21 protein-coding genes and 1 pseudogene are annotated in these 26,067 nt (G+C 60.1%); 12 read left to right on the top strand and 10 right to left on the bottom strand.

Annotated features, from left to right (window positions below):
• Positions 1-90 precede the first annotated feature (90 nt).
• From AC07XF_RS17985 to AC07XF_RS17975, 3 genes are read left to right on the top strand one after another with little or no spacing between them, the layout of a single operon-like run.
• Entirely contained in the window at positions 91-588 is a 498-nt protein-coding gene (locus tag AC07XF_RS17985; RefSeq protein WP_495027497.1) for an MFS transporter, read from the top strand.
• 32 nt (positions 589-620) lie between these two features.
• Positions 621-1,397, top strand: coding sequence for a class II glutamine amidotransferase (locus tag AC07XF_RS17980; RefSeq protein WP_495027496.1), 777 nt, complete (start codon positions 621-623; stop codon positions 1,395-1,397).
• A 13-nt stretch (positions 1,398-1,410) separates the two neighbouring features.
• A complete protein-coding gene (locus AC07XF_RS17975; RefSeq protein WP_495027495.1) occupies positions 1,411-1,953 on the top strand; it encodes a DUF2937 family protein in 543 nt (180 codons plus the stop codon).
• A gap of 44 nt (positions 1,954-1,997) precedes the next feature.
• Here the strand turns inward: AC07XF_RS17975 and AC07XF_RS17970 are convergent, their stop codons facing one another.
• The 4 genes from AC07XF_RS17970 to AC07XF_RS17955 form a co-directional block, all read right to left on the bottom strand.
• The gene (locus AC07XF_RS17970; RefSeq protein WP_495027494.1) at positions 1,998-4,109 is read right to left on the bottom strand and encodes a TonB-dependent receptor; all 2,112 of its coding nucleotides are present in this window, start codon (positions 4,107-4,109) and stop codon (positions 1,998-2,000) included.
• A gap of 15 nt (positions 4,110-4,124) precedes the next feature.
• Entirely contained in the window at positions 4,125-5,336 is a 1,212-nt protein-coding gene (locus AC07XF_RS17965) for an MFS transporter (protein ID WP_495027493.1), read from the bottom strand.
• Positions 5,326-7,248: an IucA/IucC family protein gene (locus AC07XF_RS17960; protein ID WP_495027492.1), complete on the bottom strand. Its 1,923-nt coding sequence runs from the start codon at positions 7,246-7,248 to the stop codon at positions 5,326-5,328. The genes AC07XF_RS17965 and AC07XF_RS17960 overlap by 11 nt, the downstream gene beginning before the upstream one ends.
• Positions 7,249-7,360: 112 nt before the next feature.
• Positions 7,361-8,290 (bottom strand): LysR family transcriptional regulator, encoded by a 930-nt coding sequence (locus AC07XF_RS17955; protein ID WP_495027491.1) that lies wholly within the window; start codon positions 8,288-8,290, stop codon positions 7,361-7,363.
• Positions 8,291-8,436: 146 nt separating this feature from the next.
• On the opposite strand from AC07XF_RS17955, the gene AC07XF_RS17950 reads away from it, so the two are divergent.
• The 4 genes from AC07XF_RS17950 to AC07XF_RS17935 all read left to right on the top strand — a co-directional run bounded on the left by AC07XF_RS17950 (position 8,437) and on the right by AC07XF_RS17935 (position 12,167).
• Positions 8,437-9,723: an MFS transporter gene (locus tag AC07XF_RS17950; protein WP_495027490.1), complete on the top strand. Its 1,287-nt coding sequence runs from the start codon at positions 8,437-8,439 to the stop codon at positions 9,721-9,723.
• A gap of 73 nt (positions 9,724-9,796) precedes the next feature.
• Entirely contained in the window at positions 9,797-10,549 is a 753-nt protein-coding gene (locus AC07XF_RS17945) for a 5-oxoprolinase subunit PxpA (RefSeq protein WP_495027489.1), read from the top strand.
• Positions 10,546-11,250 carry a 5-oxoprolinase subunit B family protein gene (locus AC07XF_RS17940; RefSeq protein ID WP_495027488.1) on the top strand — a complete coding sequence of 235 codons (705 nt, stop codon included), beginning with the start codon at positions 10,546-10,548 and terminating at the stop codon, positions 11,248-11,250. The genes AC07XF_RS17945 and AC07XF_RS17940 overlap by 4 nt, the downstream gene beginning before the upstream one ends.
• Positions 11,247-12,167: a 5-oxoprolinase subunit C family protein gene (locus tag AC07XF_RS17935; protein WP_495027487.1), complete on the top strand. Its 921-nt coding sequence runs from the start codon at positions 11,247-11,249 to the stop codon at positions 12,165-12,167. The genes AC07XF_RS17940 and AC07XF_RS17935 overlap by 4 nt, the downstream gene beginning before the upstream one ends.
• A gap of 102 nt (positions 12,168-12,269) precedes the next feature.
• On the opposite strand, the gene AC07XF_RS17930 is transcribed toward AC07XF_RS17935, so the two are convergent.
• The 3 genes and pseudogenes from AC07XF_RS17930 to AC07XF_RS17920 form a co-directional block, all read right to left on the bottom strand.
• The gene (locus tag AC07XF_RS17930) at positions 12,270-13,448 is read right to left on the bottom strand and encodes a vWA domain-containing protein (RefSeq protein WP_116262267.1); all 1,179 of its coding nucleotides are present in this window, start codon (positions 13,446-13,448) and stop codon (positions 12,270-12,272) included.
• A gap of 12 nt (positions 13,449-13,460) precedes the next feature.
• A complete protein-coding gene (locus AC07XF_RS17925) occupies positions 13,461-14,306 on the bottom strand; it encodes an AAA family ATPase (RefSeq protein ID WP_007984829.1) in 846 nt (281 codons plus the stop codon).
• A 147-nt stretch (positions 14,307-14,453) separates the two neighbouring features.
• Positions 14,454-14,577, bottom strand: a pseudogene (locus tag AC07XF_RS17920) (DUF748 domain-containing protein); the annotation flags it as partial.
• Between the two features lie 162 nt (positions 14,578-14,739).
• On the opposite strand from AC07XF_RS17920, the gene cysK reads away from it, so the two are divergent.
• Complete coding sequence (gene cysK / locus AC07XF_RS17915; RefSeq protein WP_495027486.1) at positions 14,740-15,714, top strand: cysteine synthase A; 975 nt, start codon at positions 14,740-14,742, stop codon at positions 15,712-15,714.
• A 265-nt stretch (positions 15,715-15,979) separates the two neighbouring features.
• Positions 15,980-16,918, top strand: coding sequence for an aspartyl/asparaginyl beta-hydroxylase domain-containing protein (locus AC07XF_RS17910; RefSeq protein WP_495027485.1), 939 nt, complete (start codon positions 15,980-15,982; stop codon positions 16,916-16,918).
• 43 nt (positions 16,919-16,961) lie between these two features.
• Here AC07XF_RS17910 and AC07XF_RS17905 read toward each other — a convergent pair whose 3' ends face one another.
• Complete coding sequence (locus tag AC07XF_RS17905) at positions 16,962-17,177, bottom strand: hypothetical protein (protein WP_495027484.1); 216 nt, start codon at positions 17,175-17,177, stop codon at positions 16,962-16,964.
• Positions 17,174-17,476, bottom strand: coding sequence for a hypothetical protein (locus AC07XF_RS17900; RefSeq protein WP_495027483.1), 303 nt, complete (start codon positions 17,474-17,476; stop codon positions 17,174-17,176). Before AC07XF_RS17900 ends, AC07XF_RS17905 begins: the two co-directional genes overlap by 4 nt.
• 688 nt (positions 17,477-18,164) lie before the next feature.
• On the opposite strand from AC07XF_RS17900, the gene AC07XF_RS17895 reads away from it, so the two are divergent.
• Positions 18,165-19,028 carry a DMT family transporter gene (locus AC07XF_RS17895; protein ID WP_495027482.1) on the top strand — a complete coding sequence of 288 codons (864 nt, stop codon included), beginning with the start codon at positions 18,165-18,167 and terminating at the stop codon, positions 19,026-19,028.
• Between the two features lie 73 nt (positions 19,029-19,101).
• Here the strand turns inward: AC07XF_RS17895 and AC07XF_RS17890 are convergent, their stop codons facing one another.
• On the bottom strand, positions 19,102-20,010 hold the full coding sequence (locus AC07XF_RS17890) for a DMT family transporter (RefSeq protein ID WP_495027481.1): 909 nt from the start codon (positions 20,008-20,010) through the stop codon (positions 19,102-19,104).
• Positions 20,011-20,168: 158 nt separating this feature from the next.
• Between AC07XF_RS17890 and aceK the strand changes: the two genes are divergently transcribed.
• Positions 20,169-21,887, top strand: coding sequence for a bifunctional isocitrate dehydrogenase kinase/phosphatase (gene aceK / locus AC07XF_RS17885; RefSeq protein ID WP_495027480.1), 1,719 nt, complete (start codon positions 20,169-20,171; stop codon positions 21,885-21,887).
• A gap of 175 nt (positions 21,888-22,062) precedes the next feature.
• Positions 22,063-25,974 carry an ATP-dependent RNA helicase HrpA gene (hrpA, locus tag AC07XF_RS17880; protein ID WP_495027479.1) on the top strand — a complete coding sequence of 1,304 codons (3,912 nt, stop codon included), beginning with the start codon at positions 22,063-22,065 and terminating at the stop codon, positions 25,972-25,974.
• The last annotated feature ends 93 nt before the right edge of the window (positions 25,975-26,067 follow it).

Raw genomic sequence — 26,067 nt, 5'->3', positions numbered from 1 at the left:
TCCCACATGGATAACGCTCAACAGTCAGGCATTGATGCAGCCTGACGGGCGAAAAGCCGTTATCATAAGCGCCTCTTTGCCTGCCTTGCCATGGACACCATGACCGAGAACGACTATCTGATCGCTTGGGGCCTCTACGCCTTTGCCGCTTTGGGCTGCCTGTTGGTGTGGATGCGCTTGACCCGCTGGATGTGGCGCTGGCTACGTGAGCCACTGCGGCTGGCGATGGCGGTGCTGCTGTTCAGCCCGACCATCATCGACCCGGTCAAGGATAAAGTCGCACCGGCCGTCGCCATCACCGCGCTCGACCTGCTGTTCAAGGTCGGCAACAACGCCTGGCGGGCGATTTCCGATCTGCTCATGTACGGCATGATCGCATTCGGCCTCTATCTGGTGCTGGTGGCGATCCGTTTCCCCATCGAACGCGCCTCCAACGCCCGCAAGGAGCGTGAGGCCGTCGCCAAGGCTGCCGTCCGCGCCGACGAGCCTGAGGATGATCAACCGTTCGGCGGTGCCGGCGATGATCGTTACGGTCGGCCTCCCGTGCCGAGCAGTCCTCAGCGGATGCGAGTCGAACCCCGTCTGTAACCTTGCCCCTGCGATTGAGCGAGAGTCCGAGCATGTGTGAGTTATTGGGCATGAGCGCCAATGTCCCGACCGATATCGTGTTCAGTTTTACCGGGCTGATGCAGCGCGGCGGACGCACCGGCCCGCACCGCGATGGCTGGGGTATTGCCTTCTATGAGGGCCGCGGGCTGCGGCTGTTCCAGGACCCGGCGGCGAGCTGCGAGTCGGAAGTCGCGAACCTGGTGCAGCGCTATCCGATCAAGAGCGAAGTGGTGATCGGGCACATCCGCCAGGCCAACGTCGGCAAGGTCTGCCTGTCCAATACCCATCCGTTCGTCCGTGAACTATGGGGGCGCAACTGGTGTTTCGCCCATAACGGCCAGTTGGCGGATTTGCAGCCAGCGGCCAGTTTCTATCGCCCCGTGGGCGATACTGACAGCGAAGCGGCGTTCTGCGATTTGCTCAACCGTGTGCGTGCGGCATTCCCCGAGCCGGTCGAGGTCGAAGCGCTGCTGCCGGATCTGGTGGCCGCTTGCGCCGAGTACCGCAGCAAAGGCGTATTCAACTGCCTGCTCAGCGATGGTGACTGGCTGTTCTGCTATTGCTCGACCAAACTGGCGCAAATCACCCGTCGCGCACCGTTTGGCCCGGCGCGTTTGAAAGATGTCGACGTGATCGTCGACTTTCAAGCCGAAACCACGCCCAACGATGTGGTTACCGTCATTGCCACCGAACCCCTGACCGAAAACGAAACCTGGACCCGCTACGAACCGGGCCAATGGAGCCTGTGGCGACGCGGCGAATGCGTCAGCCAGGGCAAGACCGAATAAGGATCTGCTTTCCATGTTGCTCAGTTATCTACGGCTGGTGTTATTTGCGGCGGGCCTGTTGATCGGTGTCCAGGTGCCAGGCTTCATCAACGATTACGCCAAGCGTGTCGAAGCCCATCTGATCGAGGCGCAAGCCGGGTTGAGCGGCTTTCAGAACACCGCCAATCAGTTCTTCAAGGGTGACATGCAGGCCCTGGTGGCCCATTACCGCGCCAGCGAAGACCCGATCTTCCGCAGCGACGCCGACAGCCTGAGCAACCTGCTGACCCGTCAACTGGCGCTGGACAAGCAATTCCAGGCGATGCAGGGGCCGTGGTATATCCGCTTCCTGCAAGTGGTGCTGGCTGCCGATCCGGACATTCGCAAGGAAACCTGGAATGGCTACAGCTACCAGATTCTGTTGACGCCCGAAGCGATGGTCTGGGGCATGAGTGGCGCAATGCTGCTGTCGTTCGGCCTTGAATGCCTGTATCGCTTGATCGACTGGGTGGTGCTGGGCGGCAAACGCCTGCGCCAGAGCCGGCCGATCGAAGAGCGGGATTTACGCGGTTTGTAACACCGTCGAACGTCAAGGAGCCGGCAAGCCGGCTCCTTGCTTAATTACCAATCAACCGAATAGGTCATGCTCAAGGTACGGCCTTCGGCGTTGGGGAATGGTGCTCTGGCGTTGGCCTGGGCGAACAGATTGACGTACGTGCGGTTGGTCAGGTTGTACACCCCGCCTTCCAGACGACCGACCGGCAAGTACACGGAGCCGAGCAGGTCCACCAGCGTATAGCCTTCGATGTCGCGTCCGTTGTTGTCCTTGGCGGCAGCGTCGTAGCTGGACAGGTGCATGCCTTGCAGGCGCAGGTTGTAGTCGTCTTCGGTGTAGCCGACGAACAGCGTGGTTTTGGCCGGTGAAATGCGTGTTGCCGGCAGATCGATCCATTTCCCGTTCTGCTCGGTCTCGCCTTTGGCCCAGGCATAGGTGCCACCCACCGACCAGTGATCGGTCGCGAGGTAGGTGAGGCTGTTTTCGATGCCGCGAACCCGTTCCTTCTGGTTGATCAGACGCAATACACGGTCATTGGCATCGTAGAACTGGGTCACGTCCGAAGTGTTTTCATAGACGGTGACGTCGGCCTGCCACCGGTCCCAGTTACCGCGCCAGCCCAGCTCATAGCTGTCGACCTTGATGGCCTGGGCGTTGAGGCTCTGGATGTCGAAGGTGCTGTTCACGTCACGCAAGAAGCGCTGGATGTCCGGCAGCGAAAACCCCTGGCTGAAATTGGCGAAGACGTCCTGGTTTTCACTCAGGTGATAGACCGCGCCCAGGTTATAGAGCGTAGCGTCGTATTTGAGGGTGTCACCGGGCAGGATGGCGCGTACGCCGGTCTGGACGATCTGACCGTAAGCGATGCTGTCGGAGACCTCGCTTTCGATCCATTCGCGGCGCACACCGCCACGCAAGGTCCAGTCACCGATGTCCCAGGACATTTGCCCGAACAGCGCCTTGGTGGTGGTTTCGATGTCCGGGCCCATCTCGTAAGTGGTGCCAGTCTTGGTGTAGGTCAGCCCATTGAGGGTGTATTGGTCACCGCGCTGACGGGAGCGTTCGTGATCATAGTCGGCGCCCCAGACCAGGTTGCCGGTGGCGCTGCCGATGGCCGGCAACGGCGTGTCGATGGCCGCGCGCAGGCCGTAAACATCCTGCACGCTGTTGTTGTCGGCGATCCCGGCCTTGCCCCGCGACAGGTCCGGGAAGAACAGCGCGTCGGCCCGGCGCCAGTAGCTTTCCAGTTGCAGGCCCTGGCCGTAGAAGTCGTTGTCGGTGTAGTTGAGGTTGGCTGCCTGGTTATGGGTGTAGGGCTGGTCGTCGAGTTTCAGTCCTTTGACTGCCACGGCCTGTTGCAGGTTTTTCGGGTCTTTTGTGTAGCCAGTGTCCTGCTGGTCCTTGTAGTCCTGCAGCGACAGGCTGAGTTTTTTATCGGCATCCAGCTCGTAACCGAAACGACCTTGCAGGTCATAGGTTTCGGTGTCCATGTTGCTGCCCTGGGAGGTGTCCTGAGGGATGCGATTGCCGTTGCCGTCGTACTGATCGTTGCGCTGGGTCAGGTCGGCGGACACGTACCAGTCCAGGGCATCCTTGCGCCCGGTCGCACTCTGAAAGGCCTCGTAGGCGAAACCTTTGCTGTTGAGGTTGTTGCCGCTGGTCAGGCCCAGTTTGCTGCTGTAGGCAAGGTCCTGGCCCTGATTGCGCTTGGTGATGATGTTGATGATGCCGCCCGAAGCACCGGCACCATAAATGCTGCTGGCGCCGGAAACCACCTCGATGCGCTCGATGCTGGCCGGCGCGATGCTGTTGAGCTGGCGGAAGTTGTCACGCGTGGCGTTCTGCGACACGCCGTCGATCAACACCAGCATGTTGCGCCCGCGCAGGGTCTGGCCGAAGTTACTCATCCCGCCGCTGGATGGCGCCAGGCCGGGAACCAGTTGCCCCAGAATGTCGGAGACCCGACGCCCCGCGCCACTCTGTTGGCGGATCTGTTGTTCGTCGATCACCTGGACCGAGCCTGGAATCGAGGCAATCGTCGCTTCGCTGCGAGTCGCGGAAACGACGGTGGCTTGCATGGTCAATGTGCCGGGTTGCTGTTCGGTGTCCTCGGCCCAGGTCTGGGCGCTGACGGAGCCGAGCAGCGGAATCAGCAAAGAAAGTTTGGTTCGGGTCATGAGAAAGTCTTTTTTTTAGTCGTGATAAGTGTGGGTAGATAAAACTGCGGGGGCAGGTGTGGAGGTGAATGAGCGCACCCAGCGGATCCCGATGGCGGCCAGTGCGTAGGTCAGCGCCACCAGCCAGAAACTGTGGGCCAGCCCGACCAGCCCCATGCCGATCCCGCCGAGGACGGCACCGAGCAGGGCGCCAGCCTTGGCCGCGCTGTTGCCCAGGCCGAGGGCAAAACCCTGCTGGCTTGAAGACACGGTGTTGGCGATCAGTGCATAGGCGACGGGGAGCAGTGCGCCTTGCCAGATGCCCCAGACCAACCGGCTGACGAGAAAACCCAGCCATTCGTTAGCCAGTGCCGTGGCCGCTAGCGTCAGGGCGCAGAGCCAGGCAACGCCTTCAATGACGCGCAAGGTGTAAGCCGGCTGCCAGCGGTCGAACAGACGCCCCCACAGCGGTGCGGAAATGGCCAGGGTCGCGGCGCTCGCGGCGTAAGTTGCGCCAATCAGCCAGCTCGGCGCGTGCAGAATGTCGGCGACGTACAGCGCGTAGAAGGGTTGCGGCATCATCTTCGCGGCTTGAATCAACACGATCACCAACAGGATTCCACCGAGCCAGCCTTTGGGCAGGGCCACTGGCGCCACCGGTTTCTTTGTCGAGGCTCGCGCCTTGTCGGCCGGCAGGAAAAAACTCCCCAGTGCACACAGCAGGCAAATCGCCGTCGCGCCATAACAGAGCAGGGCAAACCCCGAGATGTCCATCAGCCAGCCGCCCAGTACCGGGCCGATCAACGAGCCGACGGCGGTCGCCGATTGCAGACGGGCCAGGGTGTGACCGCGCCGGGAGCTGTCGCAGCAGGCCAGGGCATAGGCTTGCGCGGCAGCGAGAAACCCGGCCAATGCGCCTTGCATCACGCGAATGCCCACCAGCAGCCACGGGTCGAGGGTCATGGCCGCCAGCCCCTGGCACAGCGCAAGTGCCAGCAACGCCCGAATGATCATCGGCTTGTGCCCGGTGCGATCACCCAACCGTCCCCACGCGGGCGTCAGTAGCATGGCCGCCAGCATCGGGCCGGCATAGACCAGCGCCGACAGCAGCGCGGTGTAGCCGGCGCCCTCTGGTCCAAGCAGATGCTGGATCTGCAAGGGCCAGAACGGGCCGCTCATTTCCATGGCACCCATGGAGACAAACTGGATGACGATCAGCAGTCGCAACGCACGACCCTCAGCGAGCATCGGCGTTGGTTCGCAGCGGATTACTCAGGCGTCCGACGATGTCGGCGTGGCTGTCGTGCAAGCGCATGCGCATGAACGATTTGGCCGGCCAATCCTGTTCCAGCAGGGCCTGGCGCTCGCTTTCCCAGCGTGCCGGTTCGACGTGCCCGCGCACGCTCTCGAAGCACTGTTCAACGTGCGTAGCCAAGCGTTCCCAAAGGCTATTTTCCGGCACATTCCAGTGGCGGGCGCAGAGCAACGTCAACTCACCGAGGTGGCACATGAACGTGGTGTGCAGGAGTTTGTCGCGGACAAATCCGGCGTCGTCGTACAGGGTCATTTTCGGATCGTGCAGCGGGATATCCAGGCCCTTGGCGTGCAGGGTTTTGCGATCAATGCGAATGTCGCCGAAGTCACGCAGCAACAGCCGATTCAACTGCCCGTCAGAACCCATCACCATGAAGCTGTTTTGCTGGTGCGCTTCGAACGCCACGCCATACATCAGGTAGATGCCCAGCAGGCTCGGGACGGCAATCGACAGGTAATCATCGAAGAACGCCAGCATGGCCTCGCTGTCGTCACGGCCCTGAGCCAGTTGCACCCAGTCACGCAGCAACGGTTGTTCGAATTCGTTGACGGCGAACAGGCTGCCGACCGGCACGGCCAGTTCGCCTTCCTGCAGCAGGGTCAGCGGGTTATCGCGGTACAGCACAGCGGCATGCCGGGACCGTTCGTCATTGGCCGGTTGTGGCGCGTAGTGCACGCCGATGCGCTCCGGCACGATGTTCAGCAGGCGCTGAATCTGCGGTTCATGATCGAGAATCTGCAGTATCAGTTGGCTGATGCGCGGTCCCATCCGGGCCGAGCGCGGCGACACGGTGCGCTGCACGCTGGTCAGTCGCAGGGCCACCGGCAGCTTGACCATCGGCGCAACGCGGCTGGCCTCTGGTACGACCGTGCGGAAGGACATGGTCGGGTGGCCAGTGAAGGCAACGATGTCGGTGATGATCAGCAGGTTGTCGGCGATCTCGCCGGCGAACAAATTGGGCAGTTCTTCATTGGCCTGCCATGGGTGCGACGGCAGCGGGAGGTAGTCCGTTACCTCCAGGCCCCGCTGCTGCAAATGGCGCTGCAATTGTTCGGCGGCCTGCGGGAAGTGTCCCTGCCACCAGTCCCAGTAATCGGCGGTACCGGCCAGTGACTCGACGTGTGTGTACTGACGGTGCAGGGCGCACAGCACAATCGGAAAACTCGCTTCGAATTCCGGCGAGAAAGCGATGACTTGCGCGGCGCTCAAGCCCAGTTTGGTCTTGTAGTTCGGATGCCAGGGATGGCCGAGCGTGCCCCACTGTTCGAGCAGTGACGTCGGGTTCTGGTGGTCGGGGCTGGCTTTGAGCCAGGCGAGCAGATTGTTGTCGTGCCTGGTGTCGATCTGCTCTCTCAGGCGCTCGGTCCATCCATGGTGGAACGCCAGGCACAGGGTGTCGTTGCTGTAGCTATCGTCCAGCTCGCAGGCCAGACGTTCCAGTACCTGCGGGGAGGCGGGCGGGTTGAGCTGAGTGCTGAGGTGCGCGAGCAGTTCGCTGGGCAACTGGATCTTGTGGGGCAGGCTGTCGGGGGTGTGCAGGACGATGCTGCCGCGCACGTCCCAGCTGTTCATTCTTCCGCCCGACAGGTGATCGAAGCAAAGGTGCGCACCGTCGCCAAGCGGCAGCCAGCAACGACTGTTATCGTCGTATTCGCAGGCGTCGGGGTTGATCAGACCTTCGCGAAACAGCGCCTGGATCAGGCGTTGGAAGCAGCGCTGCGCGGCGGGCTCCAGGGCATTGCTCAAATGGTCGAGGGTGATGCGGTGGGACTGGAAGGCCTGAGTGCCGAGGGCTTCGCTCCAGTGCGAGAGCAATTGCTGCTGTTTTTGCGTGTAAGCGCGCATCAAGTCCGACTCCTTCTGGACAGTGGTTTAGCTGAATGCGCGCAGAGAATACATTTTCAAAATAATAATGCAAATGATAGTAATTACTACTTGTGATGTGGAAAGCTCCTTTTCAGAGTCTGGCCTGGGGTTTGCTCAAGACCATGTAGTGCTCGCCCACCTTCTGCGCATAGTGTTCCACCACGTGCTGACACAACGTCACGATCTCTTCGACCCACTCTGCGCCGACCCGCCATGACACCACTACTTGCAGGTTGGGCGGGCGTTGGTCGATCGCCAGCAAGGTCAATTCGCCGCGGGCCAATTCTTCGCTGACCAGCACCGGTGGTAACGCACCAATACCGAAGCCGTCACGCAGCAATCGGGTTATCGCCGACACCGAGTTCACGCAGTTGAGCCGTGGCGCGAGCACGCCGTTGGCTTGCATCAGGCTGAGCACGTCCTGATGAGGATGGGAGTTTTTCGAGTAGGTAATGATTCGCTCACGCGCCAGTTCGGCGACGTTTGTGTAGTTGCGGTTGTAGATCGAGTTGCTGGCGACGATCCAGCCAATCGGGTGGCTGGCCAGTTCCAGGCTGCGCACGCTTTCCTGACGCAGCAGGTCGGTTTGCAGAATCACATCGAGAAAGCCTTTTTGCAGCTGATCGCAGAGGTTGAGCGAGGTATCGGCGACCAGCTCGATTTCCACCAACGGGTAGTGATCGGTCATCTGCGCCACCAACGGGCTGAGCCAGGTATGGATCACCGTGTCCATCACGCCGATGCGCACCCGTCCGGCCTTGCTCGAACGGGTCTCGATCGACTGCTTGAGCGCCTGCATGGTGTCCATCATCTGCTCGGCGTAATCGAGCACTTTCAGACCTTCCGGCGTCAGGCTCACGCCGCGCGAATCACGCAGGAACAGCTTCACTCCGAGCTCGCCTTCAAGCACTGCAATACGGCTGGAAATCGAGGCCTGGGTGGTGAAGAGCTTGTCGGCGGTCAGGCGGAAACTCTTGAGTCGGGCGACCCAGACAAAGGTCTCGAGAAACTTCAGGTTCATGGGATAAAGATTTCTTATGCCTAAGGCGGGGTTTTATTAGTTGGACTCAGCAGGGGCGCGCGTCCAAGAATCGACGCATCCGGTTCCCACGATAGGCGTCGTCGGGGCTCAGAACAATACCAATAAAATCAGCGCGGAGATTTGCCATGAGTGCGCCCGACACCCCCGTCATTGCGAAAGCCACGGCTCGCCCTGGACCTTTCGACTGGTACCGCAACATCAATCAGCAGGAACGCCGCACCTTCTGGAGCTGCAAGATCGGCTATGGCCTGGATGGCATGGACACCCAGATGCTCAGCTTCGTGGTGCCGACCCTGATTGCCATGTGGGGCATCACCACCGGCCAGGCCGGGCTGATTCACACCAGCACACTGATCGCCTCGGCCATCGGTGGCTGGGTGGCGGGAATTCTTTCCGATCGCATCGGTCGTGTACGCACCTTGCAACTGACCGTACTGTGGTTTGCCTTCTTCACCTTCCTCTGCGGCTTTGCCCAGAGCTACGAGCAACTGCTGATTGCGCGGACCCTGATGGGCTTCGGTTTTGGCGGCGAGTGGACAGCCGGCGCCGTGTTGATCGGTGAAGTCATTCGTGCCCAGGACCGTGGCAAGGCCGTGGGCATGGTGCAGTCCGGTTGGGCGTTGGGTTGGGGACTGACCGCGATTCTGTATGCGCTGCTATTCTCGGTATTGCCACCGGAAGACGCCTGGCGTGCGCTGTTCATCCTCGGCATCGTACCGGCAATCTTCGTGATTTTTGTCCGCCGCCTGGTCAAGGATCCGGAAATCTATCGTGAAGCCAAAGCCAAGGAGGCGCCGAGCAATCCTTCGAAGTTCTACGAGATCTTCGCCCCCGGCATGCTCTTCACCACGATTCGCGCTTCGTTGCTGACCACCGGTGCGCTGGGCGGTTACTACGCGATCACGTCCTGGCTGCCGACGTTCCTGAAAAACGAGCGTGGTTTGAGCGTACTCGGCACTGGCGGTTATCTGGCGATGGTGATCATCGGTTCCTACGTGGGTTATGTCATCAGCGCCTATTTGACCGACATCCTCGGACGTAAAAAGAACTTCATCCTGTTCGCCGTCGGCTCGTTCACCATTGTGTTGCTGTACACGCAAATGCCGGTCAGCAACGGCGTGATGCTGTGGCTGGGCTTTCCGCTGGGCTTCTTCGCCTCGGGAATTTTCAGTGGCATGGGCGCGTTTCTGACCGAGTTGTTCCCCACGCGCATTCGCGGTTCGGGCCAGGGTTTTTGCTACAACATCGGCCGGGCGCTGGCGGCGTTGTTCCCGCTGCTGATCGGACTGCTCAGCCAGACCGTACCGCTGAGTGTGGGCATTGGTGCCTTTGCGGCGGTTTCCTACGGTGTGGTGATACTCGCGGCCCTGAGTTTGCCGGAAACCCGTGGCAAGCAACTCGACGCCCAGTAACTGATAACCTGCGGGCATGTCTTACAGATATGTCCCGCAGCTAAAAAGAACAAAGCCTACAGGAGTGTTCAGCGTGAGCCGCCTGCTATTGAACTGCGACATCGGCGAGAGTTTCGGCAGCTGGACCATGGGTCTGGACGCAGAAATCATGCCCTTCATCGATTGCGCCAACATCGCCTGCGGTTTTCACGCCGGCGACCCGAGCATCATGCGCAAGACCGTCAGCCTGGCCCTCAGCCACGGTGTGCAAATTGGCGCGCATCCGGCCTATCAGGATCTGGTGGGATTCGGCCGCCGTTCCATGGCGTATGCCCCCCAGGAGCTGCAAGACATTCTGCATTACCAGATCGGCGCCCTCGACGGTATCTGCCGGGCCCAGGGTGGCCGGGTCAGTTACGTCAAACCCCATGGCGCGATGTACAACGACATGATGGCCAACCCGGCGCAGTTGCGCGCCGTGCTGCAAGCGGTGGCGTCCTATGACCGCACTCTGCCATTGATGCTGATGGCGACCCGTGACAACAGCGCTGCCCAACAAATGGGCGATGAATACGGCGTGACGCTGTGGTTCGAGGCTTTTGCCGATCGTGCCTACGACAGCGCCGGCAGGCTGGTCTCGCGACAACTGCCGGGCGCGGTGCATCACGACCCGGAAAAAATCATCGAGCAGGCGCTGACCATTGCCCGTGGCGATCACCTCACCGCCAGCGACGGCAGTGCCCTGCACTTGCAGGCCAACACCCTCTGCGTGCACGGTGACAACGCCAGTTCGGTCGCTGCCGTGCAACGCATCCGTGAAGCCTTGAATCGGCAGAGTGCGTCATGAAGCTGCGGGTGGAAGTGGTGGCGCTGGATTGCCTGATGGTGCGCCTGTTCGATGAAATCGCCGAAAGCAACATGCCGTGGATGCTGGCGGCCAGTGAAAGTCTGCGCACGGCATTCGGTGAGCACCTGATCGATCTGGTGCCGTCCTACACCACATTGATGGTGCATTACGACCTGACTGCATTGAGCCCGAGCCAAGCACGGGAATTGATTGCCCAGGCGCTGATCGATCTGTCGCCCAACGCGCGTACTCGCGGTACCTGTCATGCGTTGCCGGTGTGGTACGACTTGAGTGTTGGTCCAGAGTTGAGCCTGTTGTCGCAGCGCAGCGGATTGGCGGTGGAGGAGGTGATCCGTCGTCACTGCGAGCGTGAATATCAGGTGTTCGCCCTGGGCTTTGCGCCGGGCTTCGCCTTTATGGGGCTGGTGGACGAGATGCTCGCGGCGCCGCGTCTGAACACACCACGCAAGAAAGTCGCCGCCGGCAGTGTCGGCATCGCCGAACGACAGACAGCGGCTTATCCGGTGGTGTCGCCGGGCGGCTGGAACCTGATCGGCCGCACGCCGGCCAAATTATTCGATCGCAACCGTGACGGTTACAGCCTGATGCAGCCAGGTGACACCGTACGATTCGAAGCGATCGGCCATGCCGAGTTCATTAACCTGGGCGGTGACGATACGCCACTGGAGGTCCAGGCATGAGCCGTCTGAAGATTGAAGCGAGTACGGCTCTGTGCCTGTTGCAGGATGCCGGTCGATTCGGCGTGCGCCATCTGGGCGTGACCCAGGGCGGAGCGGCTGATTGGTGTTCGATGTCCTGGGCCAACTGGCTGTTGGGCAACGGACTGGATAAGCCGGTGATTGAAATCACTCTTGGCGGGTTCACCGTCGTTGCCGAGGACGATTGTGTGCTGGCCTTGGCCGGAGCGGATCTTGGCGCGCGGGTGGACGGCGAGGCTTTGACCCCGTGGCGCAGTTTCAGGCTGCACAAAGGCCAGCGTTTGCAATTCACTCAGCCGTTGCTCGGCGCCCGGGCTTATCTGGCGGCGCCGGGTGGGTTTGATGCGCCGAAAGTGCTGGGCAGTAGCGCGACGGTGGTCCGTGAGGAGCTCGGTGGCCTGGACGGAATGGGCCATGCGCTGGGTAAAGGCGCGTCATTGAGCTACTCGGGGAACTCGCTGGTATTACTGCGGGAGTTGCCAAGCGAATGCTTGCCGGATTTCACCCGTGACCCAGTGCTGGATCTGGTGCTCGGTGCGCAGATTGGCGAGTTCAGCGGGCAAAGCCTGTTCGACGCGTTCAATAGCATGTGGAACCTCGACAGCCGTGCCGACCGGATGGGGATTCGCCTGTTGGGTACGGCGTTGCAGTACCAGGGCAAACCGATGATTTCCGAAGGTATTCCGTTGGGGGCCGTCCAGGTGCCGCCGGACGGACAGCCGATTGTGCTGCTCAATGATCGGCAGACCATTGGTGGTTATCCCCGGTTGGGGGCGTTGACGCCGTTGGCGCTGGCGCGGCTGGCGCAGTGCTTGCCGGGTGCATCGGTGAGGTTGCGGCCGGTGGTGCAGGATGTTGCGCACCGCGAGCATGTCGAATATCTGCACCGGTTCAGGTGACCCCCTGTAGGAGCCGGCTTGCCGGCGAAAGCAATCTTGATCCTTGTAGCGACAGATCGGACGCCTTCGCTGGCAAGCCAGCTCCTACAGAGCGAGGGGGGATTACTTGGAAAGAAACCGCATCCCTTCCTCCAACCCGCGAAGGGTCAGCGGATACATCTGGTCTTCGATCAAGTCCCGCACGATGTTGGTCGATGAGGTATAGCCCCAGGTGTCCTTCGGATACGGATTGATCCAGATGAGTTTCTTGTACTTTTCCTTGAAACGCTGCATCCACACGTAGCCGGCTTCTTCGTTCCAGTGCTCGACGCTACCGCCCGGCTGGGTGATTTCGTAGGGCGCCATGGCGGCGTCGCCGATGAAGATCACTTTGTAGTCGGCGCCGTACTTGTGCAGCAGGTCCATGGTCGAAGTGCGCTCGGAAGTGCGGCGCATGTTGTTCTTCCACACCGATTCATAAATGAAGTTGTGGAAGTAGAAGTACTCCAGATGCTTGAACTCGGTCTTGCAGGCCGAGAACAACTCCTCGCAAATTTTCACGTGTGCGTCCATCGAGCCGCCGATGTCGAACAGCAGCAACAGCTTGACGGTGTTGCGCCGTTCCGGCCGCATCTGGATGTTCAGCAAGCCTGCATCCTTGGCGGTGTGATCGATGGTGCCATCGATGTCCAGCTCTTCCGCCGCGCCCTGACGGGCGAATTTGCGCAGACGGCGCAGGGCGACCTTGATGTTGCGGGTGCCCAGCTCGACCGAGTCATCGAGGTTCTTGTATTCGCGCTGGTCCCAGACCTTGGCCGCCTTGCCCTGGCGCTTGCCGGCGTCGCCGACCCGAATGCCTTCCGGGTTGAAACCGCCGGAACCGAACGGGCTGGTACCACCGGTGCCGATCCACTTGTTGCCACCGGCGTGGCGTTCCTTCTGTTCCTCGAGGCGTTTCTTGAACTCTTCGATCAGCTTGTCCAGGCCGCCGAGGGACTGGATCGCCGCGCGCTCTTCATCGGTCAGCGAGCGTTCGAACTCCTTGCGCAACCAGTCTTCGGGAATCAGCGCCTGCAGGTGGTCGTCGAGTTTTTCCAGGCCATTGAAGTAGGCACCGAACGCGCGGTCGAACTTGTCGAAATGCCGTTCGTCCTTCACCAGGATCGTCCGGGACAGGTAATAGAACTCGTCCATGTCGGCGAAGGTCACGCGCTGTTTCAGCGCGTTGATCAGGTCCAGCAGCTCACGCACCGAGACCGGTACCTTGGCTGCGCGCATTTCATTGAACAGGTTGAGCAGCATGGCGTCAGCCTCTTAGCGGGTGCCGCGACGGCTCATGAACGCCAGACGCTCCAGCAGTTGCACGTCCTGTTCGTTTTTCACCAAAGCGCCGGCCAGCGGTGGAATGGCCTTGGTCGGATCGCGCTCGCGCAGCACCGCTTCGCCGATGTTGTCAGCCATCAGCAGCTTCAGCCAGTCCACCAGCTCGGAGGTCGAAGGCTTCTTCTTCAGGCCCGGCACCTTGCGCACATCGAAGAACACGTCCAGCGCTTCGCTGACCAGGTCTTTCTTGATGTCCGGATAGTGCACGTCGACGATCCGCTGCATCGTCACGCGATCCGGGAAAGCGATGTAGTGGAAGAAGCAGCGGCGCAGGAACGCATCCGGCAGCTCTTTTTCGTTGTTGGAGGTAATGATGATGATCGGGCGCTTCTTGGCCTTGATGGTCTCGTCGATCTCGTAAACATAGAACTCCATCTTGTCGAGTTCTTGCAGCAGGTCGTTCGGGAATTCGATGTCGGCCTTGTCGATTTCGTCGATCAGCAGGATGACCCGTTCTTCGGATTCGAAGGCTTCCCAGAGCTTGCCCTTTTTCAGGTAGTTGCGAACGTCGTGGACCTTTTCCGTGCCGAGCTGCGAATCGCGCAGGCGGCTGACCGCGTCGTACTCGTACAGGCCCTGGTGAGCCTTGGTGGTGGACTTGATGTGCCAGGTGATCAGCTTGGCGCCAAAGGATTCGGCCAGTTGCTCGGCGAGCATGGTCTTGCCGGTGCCCGGTTCGCCCTTGACCAGCAACGGCCGCTCCAGGGTGATGGCGGCGTTGACCGCCAGCTTCAAGTCATCGGTGGCGACATAGGCCTGGGTGCCTTCGAACTTCATCTGCTAATCCTCGAACGGTAACGCCGACCTGAGCGAGGCAGGGCGGGGGGCACAATAAAAGAGTCAGCCCCGACTATAACGCGCCGCCCGGTCGACTGTGAACGCAGACGGCTTATTCAGTCTCTGAATGAGGCGTCACTCTGTGACTCAGTCTGCATCCAGCTTGGGCCGTTCATACTGCGCATTGAACGCCTGGATGAATCCATTGCATAAAATCTGCAAAAAACGCCTGGAACGCGCTGATATCTTGCTGGTGGGCGTTGCCGATGAGGGGCCGCAGGGGCCAGCTGTTTCGACGTTTCATGGCGGCAAATCTCTGTCGATCCAAAGCCATTGACTGCACCGATAAGCGGACGTTCGACCTGACTGGACGCATGCGGGCAAGAGGCTTACCTTGATGCCCTATTTCAATGCTGTCGTTAAGGACCCAGCCATGAGCCGCATTTTCGTTGACAACGCCCACTCCATCGGCAATACGCCGCTGGTGCAGATCAATCGCATTGCGCCGCGTGGTGTGACCATTCTGGCCAAGATCGAAGGGCGCAACCCGGGTTACTCGGTCAAGTGCCGGATCGGCGCGAACATGATCTGGGATGCCGAAAGCAGCGGCAAACTCAAGCCAGGCATGACCATCGTTGAGCCGACCTCCGGTAATACCGGCATCGGCCTGGCCTTCGTGGCCGCCGCCCGTGGCTACAAACTGATGCTGACCATGCCGGCATCCATGAGTATCGAACGCCGCAAAGTGCTCAAGGCACTGGGTGCCGAGCTGGTGTTGACCGAGCCGGCCAAAGGCATGAAAGGCGCCATCGATAAAGCAGGTGATATTGTTGCCAGCGATCCGTCGAAGTACTTCATGCCGGCACAGTTCGACAACCCGGCCAACCCGGCCATCCACGAAAAAACCACTGGCCCGGAAATCTGGAACGATACCGACGGCGCGGTCGACGTGCTGGTGGCAGGCGTCGGAACAGGTGGAACCATCACCGGGGTTTCACGGTATATCAAGAATACCCAGGGCAAGCCGATACTCTCGGTGGCAGTGGAACCGGCGGTGTCGCCGGTGATTACCCAGGCCCTGGCCGGTGAAGAAATCAAGCCGAGCCCGCACAAGATCCAGGGCATCGGTGCCGGTTTTGTGCCGAAGAACCTCGATTTGTCGATCGTCGATCGGGTGGAGCTGGTCAGTGACGAAGAGTCCAAGACCATGGCCTTGCGCTTGATGCAGGAAGAAGGAATCTTGTGCGGGATTTCCTGCGGTGCCGCCATGGCAGTGGCCGTAAGATTGGCGGAAACTCCGGAAATGCAGGGCAAGACCATTGTGGTGATCCTGCCGGATTCCGGTGAGCGTTACCTGTCGAGCATGCTGTTCAGTGATCTGTTTACCGAGCAGGAGAATCAGCAGTAAGCGCTAAACATTGGCGGGTCGAGGTTGGCGGTGATGCCTGAGGCGTTTTCGCTGGTTGCGATCTATTGATCTGGTCCGGTTGATGATGGATTTGCATCAGCCGGCGTTCAGGCGTCTTATGTTAAGAAATGCTTTGTTGCACATTCATCAACATTGAATGTTGAAAAGTGCGGGTTTTTCACCGGGTCGGTAGTGTTTATCATGCCGGCAGCCATGCCGGGTAATGGGCATGGCGCAATGTCGTTTATCTTCAAAGGAGTTGTTGATGACCTTATCGTTTGCCGCGAAGGCCTCGTTGTTGCTGCTGTTTCTCGGCAGCACCCTCTATGTGCATTTACGCGGCAAGGCGCGTCTACCGGTTTTGCGTCAGTTCGTTAACCATTCGGCACTGTTCGCACCCTATAACGCCTTGATGTACCTGTTTTCCGGTGTGCCTTCGAAACCGTACCTGGACCGCAGCAAGTTCCCGGAACTGGATGTGCTCAAGGACAACTGGGAAGTGATTCGCGACGAAGCGATGCACTTGTTCGACGAGGGGTATATCCGCGCGGCGGCAAAGAACAACGACGCCGGTTTTGGCTCGTTCTTCAAGAAGGGCTGGAAGCGTTTCTACCTCAAGTGGTATGACAAACCGCTGCCTTCTGCCGAAGCCCTGTGCCCGAGAACCGTGGAGCTGGTCAGCAGCATTCCCAACGTCAAAGGCGCCATGTTCGCGTTGCTACCGGGCGGCAGCCACCTCAACCCGCATCGCGATCCGTTCGCCGGTTCCCTGCGTTACCACTTGGGGTTGTCGACACCGAACTCCGACGATTGCCGCATCTTTGTCGACGGACAGGTTTACGCCTGGCGCGATGGTGAAGACGTGATGTTCGACGAAACCTATGTGCACTGGGTCAAGAACGAAACGGAAAAGACCCGCGTTATTCTGTTCTGCGATATCGAGCGTCCGCTGAGCAACCGCCTCATGACCCGCATCAATCGCAACATCAGCGCTTGGCTGGGGCGTGCAACTGCGCCGCAAAACCTCGATGACGAGCGTGTTGGCGGGATTAACAAGGCTTACGCCTGGAGCAAGAACTCCAGCGATAAATTCAGCGGTGTGGTCAAGCAATGGAAACGCCGCAATCCCAAAGCCTACCGCGTATTGCGACCGGTGCTGGCGGTGGTGGTGCTGACGTTGTTGGGGTATTGGTTGATTGGCTAAGGTCAGTCACGCAATAAAAAACCGCTCACTGGGAGCGGTTTTTTTATGACGAAAATTTAAAGGAAGCGCCTGCGAGAACGCCGACAGGTTCGTCGTCGATACCTGTTGCGATGAATTGCAGTATTCGGCGCTCACTGGCTGTCAGCTCCAGAGCCGCGTCTCTATTTTTCACTGGGGGGGAACGCTTTCTTGAGGAAGGCTTTTTAATCGCTTTGCGCATATTTCCTCCAGAGTTGACTGTTAATTGAACATTTTTCACGATACTAGGCTCTCCACAGCTTTGACAAGTCGGCGATCAGCGTCGAAGTCAAAGCCGAGTCGTTTATAAATTGAAACTGCTCCGTCCAGCGGCTCTTGAACTTCCATTAGCGTGCTGCCGATGATTCGGGCGTATTGCTCGATGACCAGTATGGACAGTGGTGCGATACGTTTTTTTAGAGGGTGAGCCTTTGCAGGACATCCCTCCAATCGCACAATGCGGATTCTTTGCCGACTGTTGTTTGGATTGGCGAAGCATAGCCCGCACAGTTGTTCATCGAACCAGATGGCAATGTCCAAGGCTAATGGCTCCTTCGCTTTCCACCCGGCAACCTCACCCCATGAAAAGTGTGAATCCTCCCAGCGCTCCCAAGTATTCAGTGCCTGTGTGCTGATCGCTTCGAAGCGTACCCTCGATAAATCGAGTTCCGTTGGGCCGGCCAGCTCCAGTCTATGTTGCAATTGGGCGGTCTTGATGCCCGCAAGCTTCCTTGCTCTCGACCTGTACAGCTGATACCGAAGATGAGTCCTTTCCCTTGGCATGTGATCTCTTGCATTCCATTCCCCATCGTGGGCGTTGCAGTTGCTCTCAAGCCTAGGCAGCGCCCTTGTACTTGTCGTTACTGGCCTTTTGACCAAGTCGTTGCAATCCATGTCGAGGGCTGGTTATAGTCGGCGCGCGGTGAGTTTCGGACTCACTTTTTTCTTCCTCGATCAAAGATCAGCCCAATGCCTGCATTCCACATCAACGCGGTAGTCGATTCAGCGGTCAACGCTGGTGTCGTGCCGTGCGGGAATCAGCAGCCCGGGCAGATCAGTCATTACCCCCCACCTGTCAGTAGCACGCCGGTGTGCGCAGTCGTATCACCGCCAGGCGTTGGCATTTCGGGCTGATCAGCTTTCATCTGCTGTCCCATGCCCGCCTGAAAAAACTACTGAACTTCAGCTCTTGCTGAGTTGGCTTTTTGCCTGACTACAGGTGGTATTCATGTTTGTCCTTTCGAAAAAGTCCGCGCTCGCGGCGGCGTCCACGAGCCTGTTCGTTCTGCTGTGGAGCAGCGGGGCGATATTCTCCAAATGGGGGCTGGCCCACGCGTCGCCCTTCGCCTTCCTGATGTTTCGTTTCGTCATCGCGCTCTGCGGTCTGGTGTTGCTGGTGCCGTTGCTCAAGCTGAAGTTGCCCAAGGGCGACAAACCGATGCTGTATGCGATGGCCACCGGTGTGGTGTTGTTGGGGGCTTATCAGATTTTCTATCTGCTGGCCCTCGACCTGAAAGTCACGCCCGGGGTGATGGCGACCATCATGGGTGTGCAGCCGATCCTCACCGTGGTGCTGATGGAGCGTCAGCGCTCCTGGAGCCGGATGTTCGGTCTGGCCCTGGGGCTGACGGGTTTGATCATGGTGGTCTATCAGGGCATCGGACTGGCCGGGATGTCGCTGGCCGGGATGCTTTTCGGTTTACTGGCGTTGGCGAGCATGACGTTTGGTTCGATCATGCAAAAACGCATCACCGACAATCCCCTCGGCACGCTGCCGGTGCAGTACCTCGCAGGGCTGTTGTTGTGCGGAGCTTTCGTACCCTTCCAGCCGTTTCACTTCGAACACAGCAGCGGTTTCTTCCTGCCGGTGCTATGGATGGGACTGGTGGTGTCGGTGCTGGCGACGCTGTTGCTGTACCGCTTGATCGCCCGGGGCAATCTGGTGAACGTCACCAGCCTGTTTTATCTGGTGCCGGCGGTAACGGCGGTGATGGACTACCTGATTTTTGGCAACCGCCTGGCGCTGTTGAGCCTGTTCGGCATGCTGTTGATCATCGTCGGACTGGTGTTTGTGTTCCGTAAATCGGCGTAAACCCGAGAAGGCCTGGAGCATTGCTCCGGGCCTTTGTGATTTTTGGCGTCTGATCAGCCGCCTCGCAACAATCCTACCGGTCAGCCACCAGGCCAGTTTTCACAGCAGCCGGCTTCAACACCAACCACAACGCCAGTGCAATCAACAACCCGCCATAGATATGCGCCATCGACAATGGCTCATCGAGAAACAGCGCCCCCCACAATACGCCGAACAGCGGGATCAAGAAGGTCGTGGTCATCGATTTCACCGGGCCAATCGAGCTCAGGAGCCGGAAGTAAATAATGTAGGCAAACGCTGTGCAGCCCAAACCTAACCCCAGCAACGAAAGCCAGACGCTCCAGCCGCCCCAGCTCGCCGGTGGCTGGCTGAACACGCTGTAGCCGAACAGCGGCAGCAGGAACAACGTCGCGCCGAGCATGCTGCCCAGTGCCGACAAACGACTGTCGAGGCCACCGGCCTGATCGAGCCAGCGCCGGGCCAGAAACCCCGCAAAGCCGTAGCAAGTGGTCGCGAGCAGGCAGGCAACGGCTCCCATCAGCAGTTCCATATCGAACGCCACCGGACCGGCACGGGTCAGCACCCCCACGCCAAACAACCCCAGGAACACGCCGCCGAGCTTGGCGCCAGTGAGCCTTTCATGGAAAAACAGGCCGCCGATCAGCACGCCCATCAATGGCGTCGTGGCATTGAAAATCGACGAATAACCGGCAGGTAGCACCTGCGCGGCCACCGAATAGAGCGTCGCTGGAATCCCGGAGTTGATCACCCCGAGCAGCATCACAGTCTTGAGTTTGCCCTTGAAATCCCAACTGATGCGCATCAGCCCAAGAATCACCAGCAGTCCGGCGGCGGCTATTGATACACGAAAAAAAGCGGTAGGAATGCTGCCAATCACCGGGGCGATGATGCGCATGAACAGGAAACTCGCTCCCCAAATGGCCGCCAGGGACAGTAAACGGAAAATATCGACGGTGTTCACAGCGCGGTCCTTCCTTGATGGAGGGGCGAAAGTGTTGCTGAGTGTGTGATCGATGGCAACCGAAAACCGGGCATTCAATTCGCCGGGAAAATTACGCTTCTCCTGCACCCGGTTCACTGGCTAAGCTCAGCCTTCCGAATTCCCGCAGAGGTCTCACCATGCCGCAGCAGTGGCCAGCCGCCGACATCGCCCGCTTGATCCTCGATGGCTTTGACGATTACCGCGAGCATTTTCGCCAGATCACCGATGGCGCCCGGGCCCGCTTCGAACAGGCCCGGTGGCAAGAGACGCAATCGGCGTCGGCGGCACGGATCAATCTGTACGAAGAAAAGGTCGGTGAAACGGTGGAGCGATTGCGCACCGCGTTCGACACCGACACGCTGGACGTCAGTTGCTGGCCGCTGGTCAAAAGCGCCTACATCAGCCTGATCGACCTGCGCTTCGACGATGAACTGTCCGAGACCTGGTACAACTCGATCTTCTGCGGGCTGTTCAGCCATGACCTGATCAGCGACGGCTGCATGTTCATCCACACCACCCGGCCGAGCCTGCGCCGTGCCCGGGCCGCGCAAACCCGCACCTACAAGCCGCAAGGCCAATTGTCGGCCATGCTCGCCAGCATCTTTGCCGACTACCGCTTCAGCGAAGATTACGCCGACCTGCCCGGTGACCTGCAACGCCTCGAAGCGCAGCTGCGCGAGAACCTGCCGGATTGGGTGTGCAAGGACCCGGAGCTGAGCGTCGAGTTGTTTTCCTCGGTGCTGTACCGCAATAAAGGTGCATACCTGGTGGGGCGTATCTACACCACCGATGAGCAATGGCCGCTGGCAATTCCATTGCTGCACCTCGAAGGTCGCGGCATCCAGATCGATGCGCTGATCACCGACGAAGCGGACGTGTCGATCATATTCTCGTTCACCCGCTCGTATTTCATGGTGGATGTGCCGGTGCCCGCCGAGTTCATCGGCTTCCTCAGGCGCATCCTGCCGGGCAAGCACATTGCCGAGCTGTACACCTCGATCGGCTTCTACAAACATGGCAAGTCGGAGTTCTATCGGGCGCTGATCAATCACCTGGCTAACACCGACGACCAGTTCATCATGGCCCCCGGCGTACGCGGCATGGTCATGAGTGTGTTCACCCTGCCGGGGTTCAACACCGTGTTCAAAATCATCAAGGACCGTTTCTCGCCGTCGAAAAACGTTGACCGCGCCACGGTGATCGAAAAGTACCGTTTGGTGAAGAGCGTCGACCGCGTCGGGCGCATGGCCGATACCCAGGAGTTCGCCGACTTCCGTTTCCCGCTGAGCAAGTTCGATCCGGCGTGCCTGGAAGAACTGCTGGAAGTCGCACCGTCGACGGTGTCGGTGGAAGATGACACGGTGCTGATCCGCCACTGTTGGACCGAACGCCGCATGACCCCGCTAAACCTGTATCTGGAAAACGCCAATGAGGCGCAGGTGCGCGAAGCCCTGGAAGATTACGGACTGGCAATCAAGCAACTGGCGGCGGCCAACATCTTTCCCGGTGACATGCTGCTGAAGAACTTCGGTGTTACCCGTCACGGCCGGGTGGTGTTCTACGACTACGACGAGATCTGCTTCCTCACCGAGGCCAACTTCCGCCACATTCCGGCGCCGCGCACCCCCGAGGACGAAATGGCCTCCGAGCCGTGGTATTCGATCGGGCCGCTGGACGTATTCCCGGAAGAGTTTCCGCCGTTCCTGTTTGCCGACTCGGGGCAGCGCAGATTGTTCGATCAGTTGCATGGCGAGTTGTACAACGCTGATTACTGGAAAAGCCTGCAGGAGGCGATTCGCGCCGGCAAAGTGATCGATGTATTCCCATACCGCCGCAAGGGCCTCGATAACGAGTAATACCTCACCCCCTTGTAGGAGCTGGCTTGCCAGCGAAGACGGGCTGACAGACACCCATGATGTGACTGATTCACCGCCATCGCTGGCAAGCCAGCTCCTACAAGGGATCTCGCTCGTCCTTCAAATCTGCGACAATCCGCACCCTGCGCCACTAGACGACTGAATTGCGTACCCGATGACCGACGAATCGCCCTCCATCGACAAACTGCTGAAAAACCTCGATCACGCCATGCTCGCCGACCGCCACCGGCTGCGGCGGCAGTTGCTTGAGCTGCGCAAGAAACCCGACGAGGCCAAGCTGGGCCAGTGGGTGGCGCGGATGCAGACGTCCTGCGAGCAGGTGCTGGCGCGCAAGGCCAGCCTGCCGGTGATTCGTTACGACGACAGTTTGCCGATTGCCGCCAAGCGTGACGAAATCAAGAAAGCGCTGGAAAAGCACCAGGTGCTGATCATCGCTGGCGAAACCGGTTCGGGTAAAACCACCCAGTTGCCGAAGATCTGCCTGGAAATCGGTCGCGGCCAGCATGGCCTGATCGGTCACACCCAGCCACGGCGGATCGCTGCGCGCAGCGTGGCCAGCCGGGTTGCCGAAGAACTCGGCACGCCGCTGGGCGCGTTGGTCGGCTATCAGGTGCGTTTCGAGGATCAGAGCGATTCCAATACCCTGATCAAGCTGATGACCGACGGCATCCTGCTGGCGGAAACCCAGAACGACCGCTATCTGGAACGCTACGACACGATCATCGTCGACGAAGCCCACGAACGCAGCCTCAACATCGATTTCCTGCTCGGCTACCTGAAAACCCTGCTGCCGCGCCGCCCGGACCTGAAGGTCATCATCACCTCGGCGACCATCGATCTGGAGCGCTTTTCCAAGCACTTCGACGATGCGCCGATTGTCGAAGTGTCCGGGCGCACCTTCCCGGTGGACACCTGGTATCGCCCGCTGACGCTTGAGCAGGACGAAGAGGGCAATCGTGTCGAGGACGACCTGACCGTGGATCAGGCGATCCTCGCCACCCTCGACGAAATCGCCGCCTATGAGCGCAGCGAGCGTCGCAGTCCCGGTGACGTGTTGGTGTTTTTGCCCGGTGAGCGCGAGATTCGCGACGCCGCCGACATGCTGCGCAAGGCTCAGCTCAAGCACACCGAAATCCTGCCGTTATACGCGCGGCTATCACCGGCCGAGCAACAGCGGATTTTCCAGTCGCACCCGGGCCGTCGCGTGGTACTGGCGACCAACGTTGCGGAAACTTCGCTGACCGTGCCGGGCATCCGCTACGTGATCGACAGCGGCACCGCACGCATCAGCCGCTACAGCTACCGCGCCAAGGTCCAGCGCCTGCCCATCGAAGCCATTTCCCAGGCCAGCGCCAACCAGCGCAAGGGCCGTTGCGGACGGGTCGAGCCGGGCATTTGCGTGCGCCTGTACAGCGAAGAGGATTTCCTCGGACGCCCGGAATTTACCGATCCGGAAATCCTGCGTACCAACCTCGCGGCGGTCATTTTGCAGATGCTGCATCTGCGCCTTGGCGAGGTCAGCGCGTTCCCGTTCATCGAGCCGCCGGATGGCAAGGCCATCAGCGACGGTTACAACTTGCTGCAAGAACTCTCGGCGGTGGATCGCAACAGCCAGTTGACGCCCCTCGGTCGCCAATTGGCGCGTCTGCCGGTGGACCCGCGCATGGGCCGCATGCTGCTCGAAGCGGCGAAACTCGGCAGCTTGCAGGAAGTGCTGATCGTTGCCAGCGCCATGTCGATCCAGGACCCGCGCGAGCGTCCGCCGGAGCGTCAGCAGGCGGCGGATCAGGCTCACGCTCAGTGGAAAGACGCCGACTCGGACTTCGCCGGACTGGTCAATCTGTGGCGCGGCTTCGAAGAGCAGCGTCAGGCGCTGACCGCCAGCCCGCTGCGCAACTGGTGCCGCAAGAACTTCCTGAATTACCTGCGCCTGCGCGAATGGCGCGACTCCCATCGTCAGTTGAGCCTGATCTGCCGCGACATGCAGTTGAGCCTCAATAAAGAGCCGGCGGACTATCCGAAACTGCACAAAGCCGTGCTGGTGGGGTTGCTGAGCCAGATCGGCCAGAAAACCGAAGAGGGCGATTACCTTGGCGCGCGTCAGCGGCGCTTCTGGATTCACCCGTCCTCGGGCATCGGCAAGAAACGCCCGCAATGGCTGATGACCGCCGAGCTGGTGGAAACCACCAAGCTCTATGCACGTATGGTCGCCAAGATTGACGCCGACTGGATCGAGCCGCTGGCCGGGCACCTGATCAAGAAAAACCACTTCGAGCCCCATTGGGAGAAGAAGCGCGGCCAGGTCGTGGCGTTCGAGCAGATCACCCTGTTCGGGTTGATCGTGGTCGGGCGCCGGCCGGTGCATTACGGCCCGGTCGACCCGGTAGTGTCCCGCGAACTGTTCATCCGCGAAGCGCTGGTGCGCGGCGAGATTCAGTCCAGGGCCAAATGCCTGACGGACAACAAACAGTTGTTGGAACAACTCGACGAACTGGAAGCCAAGGCCCGCCGTCGCGACATCCTCGCCGATGAAGAAACCCTGTACGCCTTCTACGATGCGCGGTTGCCGGCGGAGATCCATCAGACGGCGACTTTCGACAGCTGGTATCGGATCAACAGCCAGAAAAATCCGCAGTTGCTGATCATGCGCGAAGAAGACGTGCTGGCCCGCGAAGCCAGTGAAGTCACCGCCCAGCATTACCCGGATACGCTGCACATCGGCGATCTGGAATTGGCCCTGAGCTACCACTTCGAACCCAACCATCCACGGGATGGCGTGACCCTGCGCGTGCCGGCACCGCTGTTGCCGATGCTGCCACCGGAGCGCCTGGAATGGCTGGTGCCGGGTGTCATCGAAGCCAAGTGCATTGCGCTGGTGCGCAACCTGCCCAAGGCCTTGCGCAAGAACTTCGTGCCGGTGCCGGACTTCGTCAAGGCCGCCTTGCAGCGCATGACCTTTGCCGAGGGCTCGCTGCCCCAGGCGTTGGGCCGCGAGCTACTGCGCATGACCGGTGCGCGGGTCAGCGATGAAGCCTGGGCCGAGGCGGTGCAGCAGGTCGAAAATCATCTGCGGATGAACCTGGAAATCGTCGACGGCCAGGGCAAGTTCCTCGGTGAGGGGCGCGATCTGGCCGAACTGACTGCACGTTTCGCCGAGGCCAGCCAGGCCGCATTGGCGGTGCCGCAAACCGCGAAGAACCAGCAGCCGGTGGAGCCGAAAGTGTTCGCCGCCGTGGCCGAGAAAACTCAGCAGAAGATCGCCGGGCTGTCGATGACGGTGTATCCGGCGCTGGTGGAGGAGGCCGGCACGGTCAAGGAAGGGCGTTTCTCGACCCCGGCCGAAGCCGAGTTCCAGCATCGCCGTGCCCTGCAACGCTTGCTGATGCAGCAACTGGCCGAGTCGGCAAAATTCCTCCGTGGCAAGTTGCCGGGCCTGACCGAACTTGGCCTGCTGTACCGCGACATGGGGCGTGTCGATGCGCTGGTGGAAGACATTCTGCTGGCCAGCCTCGACAGCTGCATTCTCGAAGGCGAAGACCCGCTGCCACGCGATGGCGCCGGGTTGGCGTCGCTGGCCGAACGCAAGCGTGGTGCCTGGACCGAGCACGCCGAGCGTGTGGCGAAGCTGACCCTGGAAATCCTCAAGCTTTGGCATGGCCTGCAAAAGCGCTTCAAGGGCAAGATCGATCTGGCGCAAGCCGTGGCCCTGAACGACATCAAGCAGCAACTCAGCCATCTGGTGTATCCGGGGTTTGTCCGGGAAACACCGATGCAGTGGCTCAAGGAGTTGCCGCGTTACCTCAAGGCCATCGAGCAGCGTTTCGAAAAAATCGGCGCCCAGGTCCAGCGGGACCGGGTCTGGAGCGGCGAATTGAGCGGCCTGTGGACGCAATACCAGACCCGTGCCAACAAACACGCCCAGGAAGGCAAGCGCGATCCGCAGCTGGAGTTGTATCGCTGGTGGCTGGAGGAATACCGGGTGTCGCTGTTTGCCCAGCAATTGGGGACCAAAGTGCCGATCTCCGACAAGCGCCTGAACAAGCAGTGGTCGCAAGTCGAACCGTAGACCCGAAGCTTGCGCAGTACCGGTGGGAGCGGGCTTGCTCGCGAAGGCGGTGTCTCAGTCGATATCACTGTCGCCTGAGACACCGCCTTCGCG

Source organism: Pseudomonas sp. GW821-FHT01C01 (genome assembly GCF_059422645.1).
This window is presented reverse-complemented; position numbering and strand designations above follow the sequence as displayed.

Bases quoted from the DNA above. Each gene is read 5' to 3' on its own strand.
- cysK (WP_495027486.1), top strand. From the start codon at position 14,740: ATGAGCCGCATTTTCGTTGACAACGCCCACTCCATCGGCAATACGCCG.
- AC07XF_RS17960 (WP_495027492.1), bottom strand. From the start codon at position 7,248: ATGCGCGCTTACACGCAAAAACAGCAGCAATTGCTCTCGCACTGGAGC.
- AC07XF_RS17910 (WP_495027485.1), top strand. From the start codon at position 15,980: ATGACCTTATCGTTTGCCGCGAAGGCCTCGTTGTTGCTGCTGTTTCTC.
- AC07XF_RS17925 (WP_007984829.1), bottom strand. From the start codon at position 14,306: ATGAAGTTCGAAGGCACCCAGGCCTATGTCGCCACCGATGACTTGAAG.
- AC07XF_RS17950 (WP_495027490.1), top strand. From the start codon at position 8,437: ATGAGTGCGCCCGACACCCCCGTCATTGCGAAAGCCACGGCTCGCCCT.
- AC07XF_RS17895 (WP_495027482.1), top strand. From the start codon at position 18,165: ATGTTTGTCCTTTCGAAAAAGTCCGCGCTCGCGGCGGCGTCCACGAGC.
- AC07XF_RS17970 (WP_495027494.1), bottom strand. From the start codon at position 4,109: ATGACCCGAACCAAACTTTCTTTGCTGATTCCGCTGCTCGGCTCCGTC.
- AC07XF_RS17985 (WP_495027497.1), top strand. From the start codon at position 91: ATGGACACCATGACCGAGAACGACTATCTGATCGCTTGGGGCCTCTAC.
- AC07XF_RS17965 (WP_495027493.1), bottom strand. From the start codon at position 5,336: ATGCTCGCTGAGGGTCGTGCGTTGCGACTGCTGATCGTCATCCAGTTT.
- AC07XF_RS17975 (WP_495027495.1), top strand. From the start codon at position 1,411: ATGTTGCTCAGTTATCTACGGCTGGTGTTATTTGCGGCGGGCCTGTTG.
- aceK (WP_495027480.1), top strand. From the start codon at position 20,169: ATGCCGCAGCAGTGGCCAGCCGCCGACATCGCCCGCTTGATCCTCGAT.
- AC07XF_RS17935 (WP_495027487.1), top strand. From the start codon at position 11,247: ATGAGCCGTCTGAAGATTGAAGCGAGTACGGCTCTGTGCCTGTTGCAG.
- AC07XF_RS17930 (WP_116262267.1), bottom strand. From the start codon at position 13,448: ATGCTGCTCAACCTGTTCAATGAAATGCGCGCAGCCAAGGTACCGGTC.
- AC07XF_RS17940 (WP_495027488.1), top strand. From the start codon at position 10,546: ATGAAGCTGCGGGTGGAAGTGGTGGCGCTGGATTGCCTGATGGTGCGC.
- AC07XF_RS17980 (WP_495027496.1), top strand. From the start codon at position 621: ATGTGTGAGTTATTGGGCATGAGCGCCAATGTCCCGACCGATATCGTG.
- AC07XF_RS17955 (WP_495027491.1), bottom strand. From the start codon at position 8,290: ATGAACCTGAAGTTTCTCGAGACCTTTGTCTGGGTCGCCCGACTCAAG.
- hrpA (WP_495027479.1), top strand. From the start codon at position 22,063: ATGACCGACGAATCGCCCTCCATCGACAAACTGCTGAAAAACCTCGAT.